Below are 18485 nucleotides of genomic sequence, written 5' to 3'. Positions count from 1 at the left end.
TCCCTTGCCGATCATGGCGCGACCCGGTGCCGGTGCGCCGTCGTCACCAAGAGTCGCAGCGACCGTCAAAAAATGCAAGCACGCGTGCTTGTTATTACCAGCCGAAGGTCAGCAGGTGGAGCGCGCCGACACCGATGCCCAGCGCCCCACCGTGCAGATACAGCAACCACGCGTCCTGTTCGACCGACGCGTAGAACATCTCCATGAACTCGCCGGGCGTCAATGTCCGCAGCTTGCGCGCCGCGAAGTCGTCGATCTTCTTCGCCTGTTCCAGCACGAACTGCTCGTCCTCGATCATCGTGCGCGCCGAAACCAGCCCGGCGCCCGCGCCCGAGACCGCCAGATTCTCGAACTGTTTCTTGCCGAGTGCGGCTCGCACCATGAACGCGGTCGCGCCGAGCTGCTTGTGGATCTCCTCCGACACCACCCGCTCGATGAGCTGACGCGTCTTGTCCCCGTTCGGCCCTTCCAAGAGCTCGACGGAGAGGTTCTCCACGGTCAGCACCTGGTACGCCAGGATGTGGGCGAGGTCGGTGGCGGCCTGGGGCTGACGCTTGGCCAGCAGCGCCTGACGCCACAGATACTTGTAGCGCGGCTGCGGATCGCCGGGTTCGAACACCATCTTGATCGCGATCACGTTCACCGTCACGCCGATCATCGCCGACGCGAACAGCACGATCACCCAGGCCGGGATCGCGCCGAAGTACGGGATCTTCGAGTGCACGTGCAGGTAGAGCGCCAGAATCAAGCCGAAGGGCGCGCCGAGCAGACCGATCCGCGCCATGAACTTGAGTTCGGGCGCGGCGATGGTGGTGGTCAGGTCCTTCAGGATGGCCGGGTTCTTCTCCAGGTACCGGATCACGAAGTTCTTCACGTCGAGCAGCTGGTCGATATTGTCGCCGAGGCTCTCGAACGCGCGCCGGCACAGCGCGGGCAGCTGCCGGTCGACCCGCTGGTAGATGGCCTGTTTCACGGGTCTGGGCAGCGAGCGCCACAGATCGGGGTTCTCCCGGTACATGATCTCGTCGACGATCGGCTGCACCTGATCGCGCGCCCGTTCGGCGAGATAATCGCCGATCCCGTCGAGATCGAGTTCATGGATGAAGTCGCGTGGGCTGCCGATCCGCAACAGCGCCGAATCGACGCAGATGCTCGCCATCTTCTCCGCGCGTGCCGGGATGAAGCCCTGGAAGCCGAGCATGCGCCCGTCACCGGAAAACGTGGGCAGCACCTGCACGCGCCTGGGTAGGTACGGGTACAGCACGTGCAGCATCGGCACCCGGAAGCCCTTGAAGTACAGCGGCCAGAACAGCATCAGCACGCCGGTCCAGTTGGTGAGCCAACCGGCGAGCGCGCTGAAGATCGGGAAACTGATCAGCTCGACGACGAATTTCGACTGCCCCGTCAGCTCTTCCCAATCGATGAAGAGTCCGGAGGCCAGTGTGGTCATCGAGGAGCCCCCTAGTGCTGACGCGCGAAATACGTGAAGAACGTGAGGATAACAGCATGTCTGGGCACCCGATGGGGCCAGACACCGCCCTTCTCGGGCGTCCTAGGTTCAGGCCACGAATGCGGCGTGAACGTCGGTTTCCGCTTCTCCCGGGTCGGTTACACCGACACCCGAAGGGTATCGGTCAGCGCCTTCCCGTCGGCGGACTTCGGTAACCCGGCCTCTTGCTCGGGGGTCCGGGGATCGTGGAGCGTCTTGGTGAATCGTGGGCCAGCAAGCAAGGTTGATCGCCGCGTTGTGGTCACGGTCGGCACGAAACCCACACCCGCAGATAAACACTCGATCGGCCAACTTCAGGGCGGGATTGATTGTCGCGCAGGCCGAGCACCGCTTACTCGACGGGTACCAACGATCCGCGGTGGCCGTGCCGCTACGCCATGCCTGTTTGTAGATCAAAAGTCGGGCGAAGTCGGCCCACCCGACATCGCTGATGCGGCCCGGGTCGCGAGGGGAGTCAACGCGAGGCGTGCGTGGGACAACCGCGCTGTCGCACGTCGGAGCTAGGCTGGCATGGCTGTTGTCTGCGTCACTGAGTTCTTCCCCCGTCGCCTGTGCAGAGGGAGTCGCTGTGAGCAATGTTCCGAAGAATCATTTCGAGCGTCCGGTCGCGGTGATCGGTGGTGGCACCTTGGGTAGAAGGATCGCCCTGATGTTCGCCACCAGGGGCGGTGAGGTCCGCATCATCGATCCCGATGGCGAGGTCGGCAACGCGGCCGTGGCTTTCGTGGAGAAACAGCTGCCCGAGGTGGCCGATACGGTGCCCGACGGCAAGCCGGGCACCGCGGAGTATGTGCCCGATCAGGCGATCGGTGTGAAGGGCGCGTGGCTGGTGGTCGAGGCGGTGCCGGAGATCCTCGACCTGAAGAAGAAGGTCTTCGCCCAGCTCGACGCCGATGCCGATGCCGACGCGATCGTCGCCTCGAACTCGTCGTCGTACGCGAGCCGGTTGTTCACCGAGGGTTTGACGACCAACGACCGGATGCTCAACACCCACTTCTATATGCCGCCGCAGTCGACGGTGCTCGACGTGATGTCGGACGGTCAGACCTCGCAGGACGTCCTCGACTTCGTCCTGAAGACCTTTCCGGAGTACGGCCTGCACCCGTACCTGGTGCGCAAGGAGTCGACCGGCTTCATCTTCAACCGCATCTGGGCCGCCATCAAGCGCGAGTCGCTCGAGGTGGTGCACGAGGGTGTGTCGATTCCCCATGATGTCGACGAGATGTTCATGCGGAATTTCGGTACCAAGGCGGGCCCGTTCCGGATGATGGACCAGGTGGGTCTGGATGTGGTGCTCGATATCGAGGAGCACTACGAGCAGGAGAACCCGAACCTGCCGAAGGGCCCGGTCGAGCTGCTCAAGAAATATGTCGACGCGGGCAAACTCGGGGTGAAGACGGGTGCGGGTTTCTACGACGACTACCCGAAGCCGAAGCAGGGCTGAGCCCCATGACCGAGATAGTCGCCCTAGATCTCGAAGCAGCTGCGATGCATGCTATTTCGCTCGACGGCAAACACGTGCGCACCGTGGTCGACGGCCTCGATCGTTTTCCCGACGGTGTCGTCGTCGACAAATTGCGTGGCCATATCTATTGGACCAACATGGGCACCCCCGACGCGCGTCCGGAGCCGGGCGTCGAACCGGAGTTCTTCTCCCGCAACGGTTCCATCGAACGGGTCGACCTCGACGGCGGCAACCGCACCACGATCGTCCCGATCGGCGCCTTCACCACCGGCAAACAGCTCGCCGCCGATGTCGAAGGGGGCAGGCTGTATTGGTGTGATCGCGAGGGCATGCAGGTTCTCACCTGTGATCTGAACGGTGACGACCTGCACGCCCTCGTGGTGACCGGCGAGGGCGATGCCGATGCCTCCCTCCCGCGCAACTGGTGCGTCGGCATCTGCCTCGACCTCGACCGCCGCCTGCTCTACTGGACGCAGAAGGGCGCGGCCAAGGGCGGCGAGGGCCGGATCTTCCGCACTCGGATGGATCTGCCCCCCGGCGCGGATCCTGCCGCCCGCACCGATATCGAGCTGCTCTGGGAGAACCTGCCCGAGCCGATCGATGTCGAACTCCACGGTCTCGGCGATCTCGTCTGGACCGACCGCGGTGCCGCCCCCCGCGGCAACGCGCTATACGAGGCCAAGGTCCAGCCGGAGGTCGGGACCCCGGCGATCATCTCCACCGGCTACCGCGAGGCGATCGGCGTCACCGGTTTCGATTCCCGCTTCTATGTGAGCGATCTCGGCGGCACGATCCGCCTGGTCGACATCGGCACCGGTACCGATACCGACCTGGTCCGCATCGGCAGCCCGCTCACCGGTATCGCCCTGGCCGACCTGTAGCGCCGCGGTTCCCGCTCGCGGGCGGGAACCGCCGACCGCAGCACGGCTTGCACGGCGAGGCCGACACACCGGCCGACCGGCATCCGGCTGCCCACCATGATCAGGTTCATGACTCGTCCGCCCTGGCGTAGATGGCGGCTCGGTCGCGGTGGGTGAGCACCGGGCAGATCTCCACCCGGTCGGGGCCGGGCAGCAGGGCGGGGTCCTCCCCCGGCAGCAGTTCGGTGGCCAGGATCGCCTCGCGCACCGCGTGCAGGGCGTCCTCGGTCTCGGCGATGCCGATCACCATGCCGGAGCCGTCGGCGCGCCGCAGTTCGTAGAAGTCGAGCAGCCCAGGCACTCCCGCGACGGCGGGCTCGATGCGGTTGGCGTTGGCGAAGTCGACGGCGGCGAGTTCGGTCGCCGTGCGTGGCTGGTCGAACCAGATGACGTGTGCGTACATGATTTCATCTCCTGAACTGGGGGAATCGGATAGCTCAAGCGTCGCGCCGAACGGCATCGCGCGGATCAGTGCCGGTACGTATTCGCAGTACTGAACTCGCGCCCGCGCGAGATACTGGGGCGGTGCAGACTCCGGCCGTCGGACGGCATGAGGAGATCGCCCGCCTGCGCGCCGCGGTGGTGGCCGCGGCCTCGGGTGCGGGCCGATTCGTGCTGGTCAGCGGCACAGCGGGGATCGGCAAATCGTGGTTGGCCGAGCAGGTCGGCTCGCTGGCCGCCGAGGCGGGATTGCGGGTTGCCCGTGGCAGTGCCCTCGACGACGCGGGGATGCCGCCGCTGTGGCCGTGGCGCCGGGCCGCGCGCGAGCTCCCCGAACTGGCCGCCGCCCTCGACACCGTCACCGAACCCGGTGGCGGGCCCGCCGCCCAGCGCTTCCGGATGTTCACCGAGGTCGCCGATGTCCTCGTCGCGGCCGCCGCGCCGTCGGGTTTGCTGCTGGTGCTCGAGGATCTGCACTGGTCCGATCCCACGTCGCTGGCGCTGCTCACCCACGTGGCGACCGAAACGCCGCGCACCAAGGTGCTCATCGTCGGCACCGCTCGCGAACCGATGGGCGAAACCCTGCTCGCCGACCAGCCCGCCTGGCTGCGCCTACCCCACTTCCAATCGCTGTCCGTACCAGGTCTTTCCGAACACGAGGTCCGCTACTGGCTCGAACAGCGCGGCCTCACTCCGGATCTCGCGCACCGCGTGCACGAACGCACCGGCGGCACTCCCCTGCTGGTCCGCCTGGTCATCGATGCCGACATGGGCGCCGGCGACGACCCGCTCCTGTCGGTCCCCGGAATCCGCCGCCTGATCCTCGCCCAGCTCGACCGTATCGACCCCACCCATATCGAGGTTCTCGGTGCCGCGAGCGTGCTCGGTGAACGCATCGATACCGAATTGCTGGCGCAGGTCTACGGATCGGTGCTGCCGTCGGAGCTCGTTCCGGTCTTCGATCCGGTGGCGAAGGCGCTCGATGCGGCAACCGCGGCCGGTATCGTCCGTCGTTTCGCCGACGACACCACGGGTTTCACGCACGCTTTGGTGCGCGATGCCGTGTACGCCGACCTCGCCCCTTCGCGGCGAGCGGCCTGTCACCGCGCGGCCGCCGAGGTGCTGAGTGGGCGAGGTGGTCCGGATTCGGCGGTGGCAGGGGCGATCGCGACCCACTGGCGGCAGGCGAGCGGCTGTGCGGACTCCCCGTCCGGTCGCCATTGGTCCCGTCGGGCCGCGCGATCGGCCCGCGCGAGTGCCGCCTACGCCGAGGCGATCCGATTCGGGCAGTGGGCCATCGATGCCGCGGGCGGCACCGCCTCCGATGCCGAGCGCGCCGAGCTGCTGATCGAGCTGGCGCGCGACGAGTTCGCCGCCGGTTGGGTGGCCACCAGCCTCGACCACTGTGTCGAGGCGGGCGCGTCGGCCGAACGAGCAGACCGCCCCGACCTGCTCGCGGAAGCAGGCTTGGTGGTGCAGGGCGTCACCACCCCGACCGTGATGACGCAACTGGATGCCCTCTGCGGCAAGGCATTACGCCTGCTCGAAACCGACAAGCATCCCGACCTCGTCGCCCGCATCCTCGCCCAGCGTGCCCTGTCGGCCGCCGACCGCGGCGCGGGCGCGCGGGCCAGGGAACTCTCCGACCGGGCCATGCGCGCCGCCGAACGGTCCACCGATCCCGACGTCGTCCTCGACGCGATCCACGCCCGCCATCTCTCGCTTGCGGCCGTGGACTTCCTGGCGGAGCGAACGGTGCTCGCGGCGAGGGCAATCGAGATCGCGGCCGACGCCGAGCAGCCGCTGGCACAACTCTGGGGATACGTGTGGACAGCTGACGCATCCCTGCAACGCGGCGACCTGCCTGCCTTCGACAACGCCCTCGACCACATCGAACTCCTCGCCGACCGCCGCCGCCTCCCGCTCGCCCGCTGGCACCTGTTGCGCCTGCGGGCCACCCGCGCGGCCCTGGTCGGCGACTTCCCCGCCGCCCTGGCATCCGACACCGCCGCCCACGAACTGGCGGTCGGCATCGGCGACAACTCCCTCGCCGGCCTGCACCATGCCTTCCGTGGCATGTATGCCGTGATCGTCGGTCACATCGACCGTGACGAGCTCACCGCGGCGCTGGCTTCGCTGGCCTTCGCCCCGAAGATCACGATCGCCCAGCTGTTCGCCCCGATGCTGCACGCGATGGCAGGCGATCTCGAGGAGGCGCAGGCCCTGTTCGCGCCGTTCCGCCTGCTGCCCGACACCCTCGAGATCGGCCCGCGCTGGTCCGGCACGGTGTATTCGGTGGGCATCGTGGCCGAATTCCTGGACGACGCCGAGACTGCCGACCGCGTCTTTCGGGCCTTGCGGGGCCGCGAACACCACTACGCCGCCGACGGCACGGGTGCGCTCATCTGTGTGGGTTCGATCGCCCGCATCCGCGCCGACAACGCCCGCGTCGCAGGCCACCTCGACGCCGCCGTCGACCTCTACCAGCAGGGCCTGACGATGGACGCCGCGATCGGGGCGCGCCCCTTCGTCGCCCTCGGCCACCTCGGCCTGGCCCGCACCCTCTTCGCCCGCGGCGACCTCCCCGCCGCCCGCGAAGCAGCCGACCGGGCCGCCGCCGCCTTCCGCCGCCTCGACATGCCACACCGTCTGCGCGCGGCCGACACCCTACTCGCCGACATCACCACGGCCACCCGCACCGCCGACCCACTGACCCGCCGCGAACGCGAAGTGCACGGCCTCGTCGCCACCGGCCTCACCAATCGGGAAATCGCGACCCACCTGGTCCTTTCCGAGCGCACGGTGGAAACCCACGTCCGCAACATCCTCGCCAAACTCGCCGTCACCAACCGCACCGAGCTCACCCGCGGTCCCCACTGACCGAACCCCGGCCGCTGCGTTCTCGGCGGAGTCGAGCGCGAAGAACTGCGCCGCCAGCCAACGGAGATCCAGTTACAGTGACCCAGCGGATGGTCAGCGTTTTGGGAGGGAACCCCGGTGGAGCAGGTATTCCAGGTCGACTTGCGGGGCATCGTCGACCTGCTCAGCCATCACCTGTACGGCAGCCCACGGGTCTACGTCCGCGAGTTGCTGCAGAACGCGGTCGACGCCATCACCGCCCGCCACGCCCTCGACCCACAGGCTCGCGCGCAGGTCAGGATCGAGACGCCCGCCCGTACCGGGGACGGCACCATCCGTGTCCATGACAGCGGTGTCGGCCTGACCGAGGCCGAGGTGCACACCTTCCTCGCCACGATCGGCCGCAGCGGCAAGCGCGACGACCTCGGCTTCGCCCGGCACGAGTTCCTCGGCCAGTTCGGTATCGGCCTGCTGTCGTGCTTCCTGGTCGCGGACGAGGCCGAGGTTCTCACCCGGTCCGCGCGCGGCGGGCCGACCGTGCGCTGGACCGGTTTCGCCGACGGCCGCTACCGCGTCGAGCCCGCCGCGCGGGAACGCGACGAACCCGGCACCACCGTGATCCTCGCGCCGCGCCGCGGCGCCGAGCAGTGGCTCACTCCGACGACTGTCGTCGAGCTGGCGCGGCTGTTCGGTAGCCTGCTGCCGTTCGAGGTCACCGTCGACGGTGAGCCGATCACCGAGCCCGAAGTCCCTTGGCGCGCAACCCACCCCACTCCTTCGGACCGCACGAACGCGCTCGCCGCGTACGCCGAGGACACCTTCGGCTTCACCCCGTTCGCCACCTTCGATCTCGCGTGCGCCGAATCCGGCGTCAGCGGTGTGGCTTTCGTGCTCCCGCAGCCGGTCAACCCGGCGGCGAAGGCCGGACACCGTGTGTATCTGAAGCGAATGCTGTTGGCGGAGAGCGTCACCGGCCTGCTGCCCGACTGGGCCTTCTTCGTCCGCTGTGTGGTCGACACCACCGAGCTGCGCCCCACCGCGAGCCGCGAAGCCCTCTACGAGGACGACCTGCTGGAGAGCACGAGGGAAGCGCTCGGCGGCCGGATCAGGGACTGGCTGGTGGAACTGTCCACCTCCGATCCGTCCGCGCTGCACCGTTTCCTGCGTATTCACGATCTCGGCGTGAAGGCCCTCGCCCTGCACGACGACGACATGTTGCGCCTGGTCGACCGCTGGTTGCCGGTGGAGACCAACGCGGGCCAGATCCCGCTCGCCGAATTCCGCCGCCGCTTCGGCGAGGTCCGCTACACCCCGTCGGTGGAGGAGTTCCGGCAGCTGGCCGCGGTGGCGAGTGCCGCGGGCATCGGCTTGGTGAACGGCGGCTACTCGTATATCACCGACATTCTCGAGCGCTTGCCCGCGATCGATCCCGAGATCCGGGTGCGCCGTTTGGATCCCGCCGAACTGGCCACCCATTTCGATCTCGTCGATCCGGCGACGGAGCTGGCGCTTCGGCCCTTCCTGACCACCGCCCAGCGCGTGCTCGATCGCCTCGAATGCGAAGTGGTACTGCGCACTTTCGATCCGCCGTCGCTGGCGGCGCTGTATCTGCTCGACCGCGATGCCCAGCATCGCGCCGAACTGCGCGCCACCCGCGAGGTCGCCGACGAACTGTGGGCCGATATTCTGGGTGCTTTCGATACCGACCAGGCGGGCGACCGTCCGCAGCTCGTGCTCAACTACCGGAATCCGCTGGTACGCCGCATCACCGGGCTCGCCGATGCCCGTTTGGTCACCACGGCGGTCGAGGCGCTCTACAGCCAGGCGCTGCTGCTGGGCCAGCATCCGATGCGGCCGGTCGACACCGCGCTGCTGAACAAATCATTCGTCGGGTTGCTCGACTGGGCGGTTCACGATCCCCGGGGAGAGCTCTGATGTCCGACGCCAATACCCCCGACGACCTGCAACGGCTGCTGTTCCAGGCCTACGACATGCCCTACGGTGACGCCAAAGACGCACTGCTGGAACAGGTGCTGCGGCACGCGGAGGCGGGCGCGCACACCGAGCTCGCGTTCCACGTTCGCATGGCGATGGTCGACGCGTACGGACACGGGATGAGCCCGGCCAAATTGTTCGTCCCGTTCGCCCGCTGCCTGGCCGAATACGATCGCGACCCCGGCGCCCACGAGTCGTGGGTGGCGCCGTCGCTGCGGTGGAAGTTCAAGACCGCGGTGGGCGCGATGACGAAATTCCCCGAGGTACCGATGGATCGGGCGCTGGCCGCCCTCGATCAGATGGAACGCCGCTATCGGGTCGAGGGTCAGAGCCTGAACGCGGTGTACGGCCGTAGGCATCGGGTGGCGGTCCACATCGGCGACCTCGACGCGGCCGCCGAGTGGTACGAAAGGTGGTGCACCACACCGCGTGACGAGAACTCCGATTGTGAAGGCTGTGACCCCACCAACCGGGTCGCCTGGCTGGCGAGCCAGGGCCGCGACATCGAAGCCGTCGAGCTGGCCGCTCCGGTCCTCGCCGGCGAACTCGGCTGTTCGGAGCAACCGCAGCTCATTCTGACCGAACTGCTGCTGCCCTACCTGCGCACCGGCCAGCTCGACGAGGCGCGCAGCGCGCACCGCCGCTCCTACCGCCTGCTGCGCACCAAGCCGCAGGACCTCGCCGCGATCGGCGACCACCTCGAGTTCTGCGCGCTGTCGGGCAATCAGGTGCGCGGCTTGGAACTGCTCGACCGCCATTTCTCCTGGCTCGATCGCGCGCCTAGCCCGAAGGACGCGCTGGCCTTCCTGACCTGCGCGGCGCTGCTCCTGCGCACCCTCGTCGATGCGGGCAACGGTGATACGTTGCTCTGCCGCCCGGCCGCCGCCGATCGTCCCGCCGCCGAATCCACCGTGCGCGCAATGCACGTGGAGCTCACCGACGAGGCACTGGCCATCGCCGCTCGCTTCGATCACCGCAACGGGACCGATCACCAGACGGCATCGGTCCACCAGAAGCTGGCGAGCCGCCCGATCGTCGACTACCTGCCGCTGTCCGCGGCCGCCGCGCACCGGGTGCCGGTCGAGCGGGTTCCGGCGGCTGCGGCGGTCGAGATCCCCGAGCTCACCACCCTCGAACTGATCGAACGCGCGGAACAGGCGACCACGCAGCACGCCCCCGCCGAAATACGGGCCCTGGCGCAGCGGTTGGCGGCCGAGCCGGAGCCGGGCGATCCGAGTCTGGCCGGGCGACGCGCCTCCGTGCTGGCCGGCGCAGCCTTGCAGATGACCGATCACGATCACGCCGAATCGCTGTTACGCCGGGCGGCAGCGTATTTCGCCGCGACCGGCGAGCAAGATCGCCGTCAATCCGACCTGGGTCGGCTCGGCCTGCTCCTCAGTAGGCACGGCGACGTGGCGGAAGCTGTCGGGCTGCTGCGGGATTCCCTGTCACACCTGGCGAGTTCGCCGGAACCGCAGACGAGAGCGGCTGCGACGCTGAGGCTTTCCGGCGGCATGTTCGCACTGTTCGATCGCGGCGAGCTGTCCGAGGAGGACGCCGCCGAGCTACCCGCGTTGCTCGACCGGGCCGCGGCCGACGCCGCCGAGGCCGGCGAGGACATCCTGCTCGGTAATGTCGCCCGGCACCGAATGTATCTGCACCAGAACAACACTGAACTCGCCGACGCGGTCGCGGCTGGACAGGAAGCCGTCGCGGCGTATCGCCGGGCCGGTCAGGCGTGGCGGGTCGCCGATGTGGCCCAGTACCTTTCCGGAATTCACCTCGACGCGGGCGATTCGGTCGCGGCGCTGGAAATGATCGATGAGGCGGTTCGGCTGGTCGACGCCGACCTCCCCGACAGCGTGCGCCTCATCGTGCACGCCCGGCGCGGTGCCCTGCTCATCCACCTGAACAGGCACGAGGAGGCAGTCAGCGAGCTGTTGACCGCCATCGCGATCGGTATCGCGGCGGGTAGTCCGCAGGTGCCGTACGTGCAATGGGATCTGGCTGTCGCCTACCGCGCCGTCGGCCAGTTGCTCGACGCCGCCGACCAGGCCGAAGAGGCGATCGCCGGGCTGGAGCGCGCCGGGGCCCTCGAGCAGGCCAGGACCTGCCGCTTCCTGCTGGTCGATCTGCATCGCCGGCTGGACGAGGACGAACCGGCACTCACCGTCCTCGACGAGATCATCGAATTCGACCGCGCCACCGGCAATCTCGGCGGCGAATCCCATGCCCTCGTCGAGACCGCCGATCTGCTCGACGTACTCGATCGCGATGCCGAGGCCACCGAGCGCTACGTGCTGGCCGCCGAGGTCGCCGAGAGATTCGGTGATCCGGTGCGCGTCGCCTACTGCCGCTACAGCGCCGCGCTGTCGCTGCACTGGACCGGCGACTACACCGCCGCGATCACGGCCATCGCGGCCTCCGACGAAGCGATCGCGAAGCTCGCCACCGCCCATCCGGACACCGAACTGCTCATCTGGCACACGGCCCGGCACAACCACAACGCCGCCCGGATCCTGCGTCGCGCGCAACGCCCCGACGACGCCCTCCCGCGCGCAGACGCCGCCGCCGCGGGTTTCCGCGCCATCGACGCAGGCGACCAGGCCACCCGTTCCGACTACGAGCGCGCCGTACTCCTGATCGAGCTGAACCGCCCCACCGAAGCCGAGAAGATCCTCACCGAGGCCGTCGCGGAATTGGCCGACGACCACGCGGCCAAGCCGATGCTGTCGGAACTGCTGGCCGACACCCGAGCCCAGCTCGCCTGACGCGCACCTGATCCGAAGGAACCACCCGCGATGCAACCGCTCGACCCGAACGATCCTCGGCGGATCGGCGACTACCGACTGCTGGGCGTGCTGGGTGCCGGGGGCATGGGCAAGGTGTATCTGGGCCGGAACCCGGGCGGGCGCACGGTCGCCGTGAAGGTGATCCGCCCGGATCTGATCGATGCGGAGTTCCGTGCGAGGTTCCGTCGTGAGGTCGCGGCGGCTCAGCGCGTCGGCGGGGCCTACACCGCGCCGGTGCTCGACGCCGATGTCGATGCGCGGGCGCCGTGGCTGGCCACCGGCTATGTCGCCGGGATCTCGTTGACCGACGCGGTCAACCGGTTCGGGCCGTTCGCCGAGCCCGCGCTGCCGGCGTTGGCACACGGGCTCGCCGAAGCGCTCGTGGCGGTGCACGCGGCAGGCATCGTGCACCGCGACCTGAAGCCGTCGAACGTGATGCTCGCGATCGACGGCCCCAAGGTGATCGATTTCGGCATTGCCAGGGTGATCGCGGATTCCGCCCTCACCACCACCGGAAAGTTTCTCGGCTCACCGGGTTTCATGTGTCCCGAGCAGGTGAGCGGCGAAACCCTCAGTCCCGCCTGCGATGTCTTCGCTCTCGGCGGCGTCCTCACCTTCGCCGCCGCGGGTCACGGCCCCTTCGGTACGGCCGAGGTGATGCAGATGCTCTGGCGCATCGTGTACGAGGAACCCCGTCTCGAGGCTCTTCCTTCCGCCCTGCGACCGCTCGTCTCGTCCTGTTTGGCCAAAGACCCCGCTGCCAGACCGACCCCGGAACAAGTCCTTTCGGAACTGGCCCACCTCGGCACTGCCGAACGAACCGATTGGCTGCCGCCACAAGTAGTCGCGCACATCAGTACCAGCGCCGTCCGGCTACTCGACCTGGATTTCGATCCTGCCGACCCATCCGGCGCATCGCCTCTCGATGCCGCCGCGATTTCCGCACCAGGCTGGTCGACAGGCACTTCGGTACCGAACCTGCCGGCCGCGAACCCCGCGCAGGTCTCTCCGACCGGCTCCTCGAGACCGCACGGACCGACCGTCATCAGCGGATCGCCGCCGACTCCCTATGGAGTGCCCGGCGAATTCACCCCGCCGCCCTTTGTGGTCGCGCACAATTCCGCCGACACGTTCACCGGTCGCCCGCCGCCCGCGCCGGCACGTGCCACCGCGTCGCGACGAACCCGGACTCTGTTGATCGCCGCGTCCGCGACGGTGGCGGTGGCGGTCGCGGGTGGCGCCTATCTGATCGGGACCCAACTGAATGCCGGGTCCACCGGCGGCACCGGATCGAGCACCTCCGCCGCCTCGACCTCCGTCGCCTCGACCTCCGTCGCTTCGAGCTCGACCGAGACCGCACCCAGCTCGACCGCCACCGGATCGGGCACGGACTCCGTCCCGGCCGAGTTCGTCGGCACCTGGAAGGGCCGTGCCGCCGACGGCCCGGTTCAGTTCGACATCGAACTCACCATCGCCGCCGGTGCGGTCGGTCAGGAACTCGCGACCTCGGCCAACACCGGCGCCCTCTCCCGCGACCGCTGCGGCCGTGCGGAAACCCTCACCGAGGCCACCGCGCAGCGCCTCACCTTCCGGGCCAGGCTCACCGCCGGTAGCGGATGCTTCGACGAGGGCGCTACCTCGACGGTCACTCTGCAACCCGACGGCACGCTGGCCTATCGAACCCCTGGTGTCCTCGGCGGCACCATCGCCGGCACCCTGCGGAAGGGCTGACAATGGGCTCCGACCGAACTGGAACAGGTTGCTACCGGATAGCCCGCGATGCCCTCGGCGCAGGTGCACCCGGTCGTTCGTCCAGTAGCAAACCTCTACGTGAAACGCGGTGTCGCGCCGCTGACGGGCAGCACCGTCAATCCATACCCGCAGGTAGCGTCGGTCTCGCAAACTCTGCCGTTGCGATCTGGGTCACTAATATGTCAAACTCTCGCCCACACTGTGAAGCCAGTCGGTCTCACAATGTCTGGAAAGGGAGTCGATTGAGCGGGCGGCAGGTGAGCAAGGTTGCCACCGTCCCGAAGGCTGCCTTGATGTCAGTCGAACGTGACCAGTGCCAGAGCGGCGCCGGTGAGCAGATCGACCAGCTCGTCGACGGGCGGACGCGACTTGCGCAGCAACCATTCGTGCGCCACGCCGGTGACCGCGCCCGTGATCAGCGCGGTGGTCAGCTCGGCATCACCGCGCAGGCGCACCCCCACCCGCTCCAGCGCGCCCTCGATCAGTGCCGACCAGGCGTGCCTGCGGGTCCGGCGATGGGTCTCCATCCGATCGCTCACCCCGACCACCTCGATCAGCGCCACCTGCGCGCGATACGGGTCGGAGCCGAGCGACTCCAGGTACGCGCCGAAGCCGGCTCGCAACGCGAGCTGCGGATCGGTCGAGCCGAGCGCGACCAGCGCGGTGCCGACCGCGGCCGCCGCGTCGTCCTGGATCCGGTCGTAGGCCGCCACCAGCACGTCTTCACGAGTTTCGAACTCCTCGTAGAACTGCCGCTTGGACAGCCCGGCCGCCGCGCACACCTCGGCGAGCGAGCACGTGGCGTAGCCACGTTCCGCGAAGATCTGCGTCGCTGCTTCCAGGAATCGCAGTCGTCGTTCGGCTTTTCGCGCGACGACCGTACGACCCCCATACCGCCTGTCCGCTGTAGTCACCTCTCCAAAGTATCTGAAACCCGGGATAACACTGACCTTTCCGGGTCGCTTCATCTATCCACCGAACAAAGGACGGCCGACCAGTGCTGAGCACCCGAGCATCGCGGACCGCATTGTCCGCCCTCGTACTAGCGGCGGGTGCGGCACTCGTGGCACCCACGCCCACGATGGCTGCCCCGCAGTCCGCCGCGACGCAGCCGAGCGTCCCCGCCATCGCCGAGAACGTCCCCTCCGGGACACTCGCGGCGCTGGCTCCGACGATCGTAGGCGCGATTTCGGCACCCGGCCCCATCGCCGACGGCGGACAGGCCGCGATCCTGGCCCAGGCTCGCGTGCTGCTGGCCACGCCCGGCATCCCGGCGCAGGTCAAGGCCACCCTCGAAAAGGTCATCACCTTCCTCGACGGCAGTGGCGGCGGCGGTCCCGAATTGCCGCCTTCGGACGGTCCGCGCATCGCGCAGTTCCTCTACCCGACCATCGGCAAGGGCTGCATCGGCCCGACGTCGGATTCCGTCGGCACCGCGCTGGCGGTCCCCGGCCCGGCGACGCTGCCGCCGCCCGGACCGGCCGCGGGCCAGACCGGCTTCGTCTTCACCGCGCTCGGCACGAAGACCGCCACTGTCGTGCAGAATCCGCCGATGACGGTGCAGTGGGTCAACCTCGACAACCGTCGCACCGGTACCCAGCCGCTCACCACCGAGGCGGGCATCAACGCCGACGGCCCGGCCACTCTCACCGCTATCGCCGACACCGGTCCCGGCCGGGTCGCGGCAGTGATCACCGGTTCGCTCACCACGGCCACCGCCGATGGTGACCGCACCTGCTCGTTCGCCCCGACCCTCGGTTTCTTCTCCGTCGGCTGAGTCTCGCACCACGCAATTGGAGTTCGATCTATGAAGTTTGTCGTCCCCGGCCTGGTCAGCGGCCTGGCCGGCGCGGTCATCGGGGTGATTGCCGTACTCGGCATCACCGCGGGCGCGCAACAGAATTCGATCCCCGCGCCCGAGGAGTCCGGTGACCCGGGCTCGTCGCTGCTCGGCAACGTGCAGTACGGCTCGCGATGAGCAACGTACGCAGGCTCATCGCCTGCATCCTCGTCGGTCTCGGCGCGCTGCTGCTCGCGGCCGCGGTCATGATTCCCACCTACACGGTCGGCAAGGTCGCCAAGACCCCGCTCGACTTGCGCATCACCACGGTCGCCAAGAGCGTGCCCGGCGAGGAAAGCCTCGTGCTGGACGCGAAGTCGCTCACCGCGACCGAGGGCGCTGCCAAGGTGAACACCAATGTGCCGCTCGTTTCCCAGCGCTTCCTGACGGTCGAGGAGCCCTCGGACGCCGACGAGATGACCGTCCAGGCCGGCCAGACCCTGCGTCGCGACGACCAGGACCCCAAGGACGGCCTGCTCACCGCCTCGGTCGACCGCGTCACCATCGACCGCGTCACCGGCGCGCCGATCGACGCCTCGCCCAACGGTTCGATCGCCGTGGCTCAGGACCCCAAGTCGGGCGCCGCGATCCCCACCGAGTCGCAGCGGCGCGGCCTGCAGTACCGCTTCCCGATCGGCACCGAGAAGAAGTCGTACCCGTACTTCGACCTCAACGCCCGCGCCACCTACGACATCGATTTCATCGACGAGTCGGAGATCAACGGCGTGCCGGTCTACCACTTCCGGCAGACCATCCCGGTGACGAACATGTGGGACGTCGTCAAGCACCCGTCCCATCAGCTCGCCCTGCCCGCCGCCAAGTGGGGCCTCGAGGGCACCGAGCCGGTCACCATGACGCGCTTCTACACCAACACCCGCGACGTGTGGGTGGAGCCGAGGACCGGCGCGGTTCTCAAGGGTGGCGAGAACCTCCACATGTACTACGGCCGTAGCGCCGGGCAGGTGGACGTCAACATCCTGAAGTCGCACCTCGTCTTCGACGAAGAGACCATCGAAGCCCAGATGGCCGTCACCCAGGAGAGCCTCGACAAGCTCGACCTGTACGGCAAGACTCTGCCGATCATCCTGGGCATCCTCGCCGCCATCTTCCTCATCGGCGGCGCGGTCCTCGGATTCCTGAGCTCGGGCTCCACCGCGGGCCGTCCGTTCGATCCCCCGACCGAGCGGATTCGTTCCTCGAACCTGTAAGCCACCTGTCCACAACTCGGCCTCCCCCGGTCCTCAACCCGGGGGAGGCCGAGCTGTTTTGCGGGCAGGTTTGCCCAGTGCGACCGCGCGGCAATCGGATTCAGGGTCGCGGTAACTGCCGAACTCGAGCCGCCTCGCGGGTGAGATGGTCGCGCTCGAGAACTGTGGTGGCCGCGCGGGCCGCTGCGGCGTACAGGGTCGCGGCCTCCTTGAGTTCGCCCGCTCGTTCGAGTAGGTAGGCCCGGGATGCGCTGTGGCGCGGTAGTTCCGGGTCGAGATCCGCGAGGGCGGCCAGCCCTGCTCGGGGGCCGTCGGCCTCACCGACCGCGACCGCGCGATTCAGGCACACCACCGGGCTGTCGGTGAGAAGCAGTAGTTCGTCGTACCACTCCACGATCTGTATCCAGTCCGTCTCAGCGGTGCTCGGGGCGTCCGCGTGCAGGGCCGCGATCGCGGCTTGGGCCTGGTATTCGCCCAGGCGGTCACGCGCCAGTGCGGCTTGCAGGATCGTCACGCCCTCGGCGATAAGGTGTGTGTCCCACCGGGATCGGTCCTGTGCGGCCAGCGGAATCAAGCGCCCGCCCTCGATACGCGACGCACGGCGGGCGTGGTGCAGCAGCATCAGCGCGAGCAGCCCCGAGACCTCGGGTTCGCCGGTCGAGGCGGCGAGCTGACGGGTGAGGCGGATGGCTTCGGCGGCCAGATCGATGTCGCCGCTGTAGCCCTCGTTGAAGACGAGGTAGAGCACCCGCAGCACCGTTGCCGGATCGCTGGGACGGTCCAGCGGTAAGCCCGTGATCCGCTTCTTGGCCCGGCTGATCCGTTGCGCCATAGTCGATTCCGGAACCAGGTAGGCCGTCGCGATCTGCCGGGTCGTCAGGCCGCCGACCGCACGCAAGGTCAGCGCGACGGCCGAGCCCGGCGACAGCGAGGGATGCGCGCACAGGAAATACAGCCACAGCGTGTCGTCCGTGGCGGGCACCGGACCGGCTTCGGGCTCGGCATCGACCGCGAATTCTCGCCCACGCCTGGATGTTTCGGCCTGTGTCGCATCGATGAACTTCCGCCAGGCGACGGCGACGAGCCAGCCCTTCGCGTCGCGCGGTGGATCGTCGGGCCAGGTTTCCAGCGCCCGGATCAGCGCCTCCTGCACCGCGTCCTCGGCCGCCGCGAACCCGGCCCCGCGGCGGACGAGGATCGCGATCACCGCGGGGACGAGTTCGCGCAGTAGCGCGTCGTTCATTCGGTCACCGTGGGCAACTCTGTGTAGAACGGCCGCAGTTCGAGCCATTCCTGCACCGGCTTTCCACCTGCGCCCGGTGCCGCCGACAGCTCCCCGGCGAGTTCGAGCGCCCGGTCATAGGTCTCGACATCGATGACCATCCACCCGGCGATCAGGTCCTTGGTCTCCGCGAACGGCCCGTCGGTGACCGGCGGGCGACCCGCGCCGTCCGAGCGGACCCACGTGCCCTGGGTGGACAGTGCCTGACCGTCGACGAACTCGCCGGTCGATCGCAATCGATCGGCGAAATCCACCATGTACTGCACATGCGCGGACACCTCGTCCGCCGTCCACTGATCCATCGGCGCGTCGTTGACCGATGCGGGCGCGCCACGGTAGTGCTTGAGCAGCAGGTACTTGGCCATGATGTTCTCCTCGGTTGGTGTTCTGTGTGGGTTGTACCCCTGGGACGGAGCCACCC

15 protein-coding genes are annotated in these 18485 nt (G+C 68.3%); 9 read left to right on the top strand and 6 right to left on the bottom strand.

The genetic code is table 11. The annotated features are described in order from the left end of the window. Positions 1-94 precede the first annotated feature (94 nt). Together ACWDXS_RS17140 and ACWDXS_RS17135 are read right to left on the bottom strand one after the other, a co-directional pair. Entirely contained in the window at positions 95-1450 is a 1356-nt protein-coding gene (locus ACWDXS_RS17140; RefSeq protein WP_378653593.1) for a hypothetical protein, read from the bottom strand. Positions 1451-1558: 108 nt separating this feature from the next. Next, a complete protein-coding gene (locus ACWDXS_RS17135; protein WP_449966669.1) occupies positions 1559-2086 on the bottom strand; it encodes a zinc ribbon domain-containing protein in 528 nt (175 codons plus the stop codon). Here ACWDXS_RS17135 and ACWDXS_RS17130 point away from each other — a divergent pair. Both ACWDXS_RS17130 and ACWDXS_RS17125 read left to right on the top strand, forming a co-directional pair. Then, a complete protein-coding gene (locus tag ACWDXS_RS17130; RefSeq protein WP_378989322.1) occupies positions 2079-2954 on the top strand; it encodes a 3-hydroxyacyl-CoA dehydrogenase family protein in 876 nt (291 codons plus the stop codon). The two genes, ACWDXS_RS17135 and ACWDXS_RS17130, sit on opposite strands and share 8 nt — an antisense overlap. 44 nt (positions 2955-2998) lie before the next feature. After that, positions 2999-3856: a hypothetical protein gene (locus tag ACWDXS_RS17125; protein ID WP_378989321.1), complete on the top strand. Its 858-nt coding sequence runs from the start codon at positions 2999-3001 to the stop codon at positions 3854-3856. Between the two features lie 106 nt (positions 3857-3962). Here ACWDXS_RS17125 and ACWDXS_RS17120 read toward each other — a convergent pair whose 3' ends face one another. Continuing rightward, a complete protein-coding gene (locus tag ACWDXS_RS17120; protein WP_378989320.1) occupies positions 3963-4298 on the bottom strand; it encodes a hypothetical protein in 336 nt (111 codons plus the stop codon). Positions 4299-4420: 122 nt separating this feature from the next. On the opposite strand from ACWDXS_RS17120, the gene ACWDXS_RS17115 reads away from it, so the two are divergent. The 4 genes from ACWDXS_RS17115 (at position 4421) to ACWDXS_RS17100 (ending at position 13713) form a co-directional block, all read left to right on the top strand. Further along, entirely contained in the window at positions 4421-7216 is a 2796-nt protein-coding gene (locus ACWDXS_RS17115; RefSeq protein WP_449966664.1) for an AAA family ATPase, read from the top strand. Between the two features lie 117 nt (positions 7217-7333). Beyond that, positions 7334-9130, top strand: coding sequence for an HSP90 family protein (locus ACWDXS_RS17110; RefSeq protein WP_449966661.1), 1797 nt, complete (start codon positions 7334-7336; stop codon positions 9128-9130). After that, a complete protein-coding gene (locus ACWDXS_RS17105; RefSeq protein ID WP_449966658.1) occupies positions 9130-11961 on the top strand; it encodes a hypothetical protein in 2832 nt (943 codons plus the stop codon). The genes ACWDXS_RS17110 and ACWDXS_RS17105 overlap by 1 nt, the downstream gene beginning before the upstream one ends. 30 nt (positions 11962-11991) lie before the next feature. Next, on the top strand, positions 11992-13713 hold the full coding sequence (locus ACWDXS_RS17100; RefSeq protein ID WP_449966655.1) for a protein kinase domain-containing protein: 1722 nt from the start codon (positions 11992-11994) through the stop codon (positions 13711-13713). 317 nt (positions 13714-14030) lie between these two features. On the opposite strand, the gene ACWDXS_RS17095 is transcribed toward ACWDXS_RS17100, so the two are convergent. Next, positions 14031-14648 carry a TetR/AcrR family transcriptional regulator gene (locus ACWDXS_RS17095; RefSeq protein ID WP_378989315.1) on the bottom strand — a complete coding sequence of 206 codons (618 nt, stop codon included), beginning with the start codon at positions 14646-14648 and terminating at the stop codon, positions 14031-14033. 83 nt (positions 14649-14731) lie between these two features. On the opposite strand from ACWDXS_RS17095, the gene ACWDXS_RS17090 reads away from it, so the two are divergent. From ACWDXS_RS17090 to ACWDXS_RS17080, 3 genes are read left to right on the top strand one after another with little or no spacing between them, the layout of a single operon-like run. After that, on the top strand, positions 14732-15511 hold the full coding sequence (locus tag ACWDXS_RS17090) for an Rv1157c family protein (RefSeq protein ID WP_378989314.1): 780 nt from the start codon (positions 14732-14734) through the stop codon (positions 15509-15511). A 30-nt stretch (positions 15512-15541) separates the two neighbouring features. Next, complete coding sequence (locus ACWDXS_RS17085) at positions 15542-15712, top strand: DUF2613 domain-containing protein (RefSeq protein ID WP_082844323.1); 171 nt, start codon at positions 15542-15544, stop codon at positions 15710-15712. Then, on the top strand, positions 15709-16782 hold the full coding sequence (locus tag ACWDXS_RS17080; protein ID WP_378989313.1) for a DUF3068 domain-containing protein: 1074 nt from the start codon (positions 15709-15711) through the stop codon (positions 16780-16782). Before ACWDXS_RS17085 ends, ACWDXS_RS17080 begins: the two co-directional genes overlap by 4 nt. Before the next feature lie 100 nt (positions 16783-16882). Here the strand turns inward: ACWDXS_RS17080 and ACWDXS_RS17075 are convergent, their stop codons facing one another. Both ACWDXS_RS17075 and ACWDXS_RS17070 read right to left on the bottom strand, forming a co-directional pair. Beyond that, positions 16883-18025 (bottom strand): RNA polymerase sigma factor, encoded by a 1143-nt coding sequence (locus tag ACWDXS_RS17075; protein ID WP_449966650.1) that lies wholly within the window; start codon positions 18023-18025, stop codon positions 16883-16885. After that, entirely contained in the window at positions 18022-18429 is a 408-nt protein-coding gene (locus tag ACWDXS_RS17070; protein WP_387446064.1) for a YciI family protein, read from the bottom strand. The genes ACWDXS_RS17075 and ACWDXS_RS17070 overlap by 4 nt, the downstream gene beginning before the upstream one ends. Positions 18430-18485 lie beyond the last annotated feature (56 nt).

Source organism: Nocardia sp. NPDC003183, from assembly GCF_053590715.1.
This window is presented reverse-complemented; position numbering and strand designations above follow the sequence as displayed.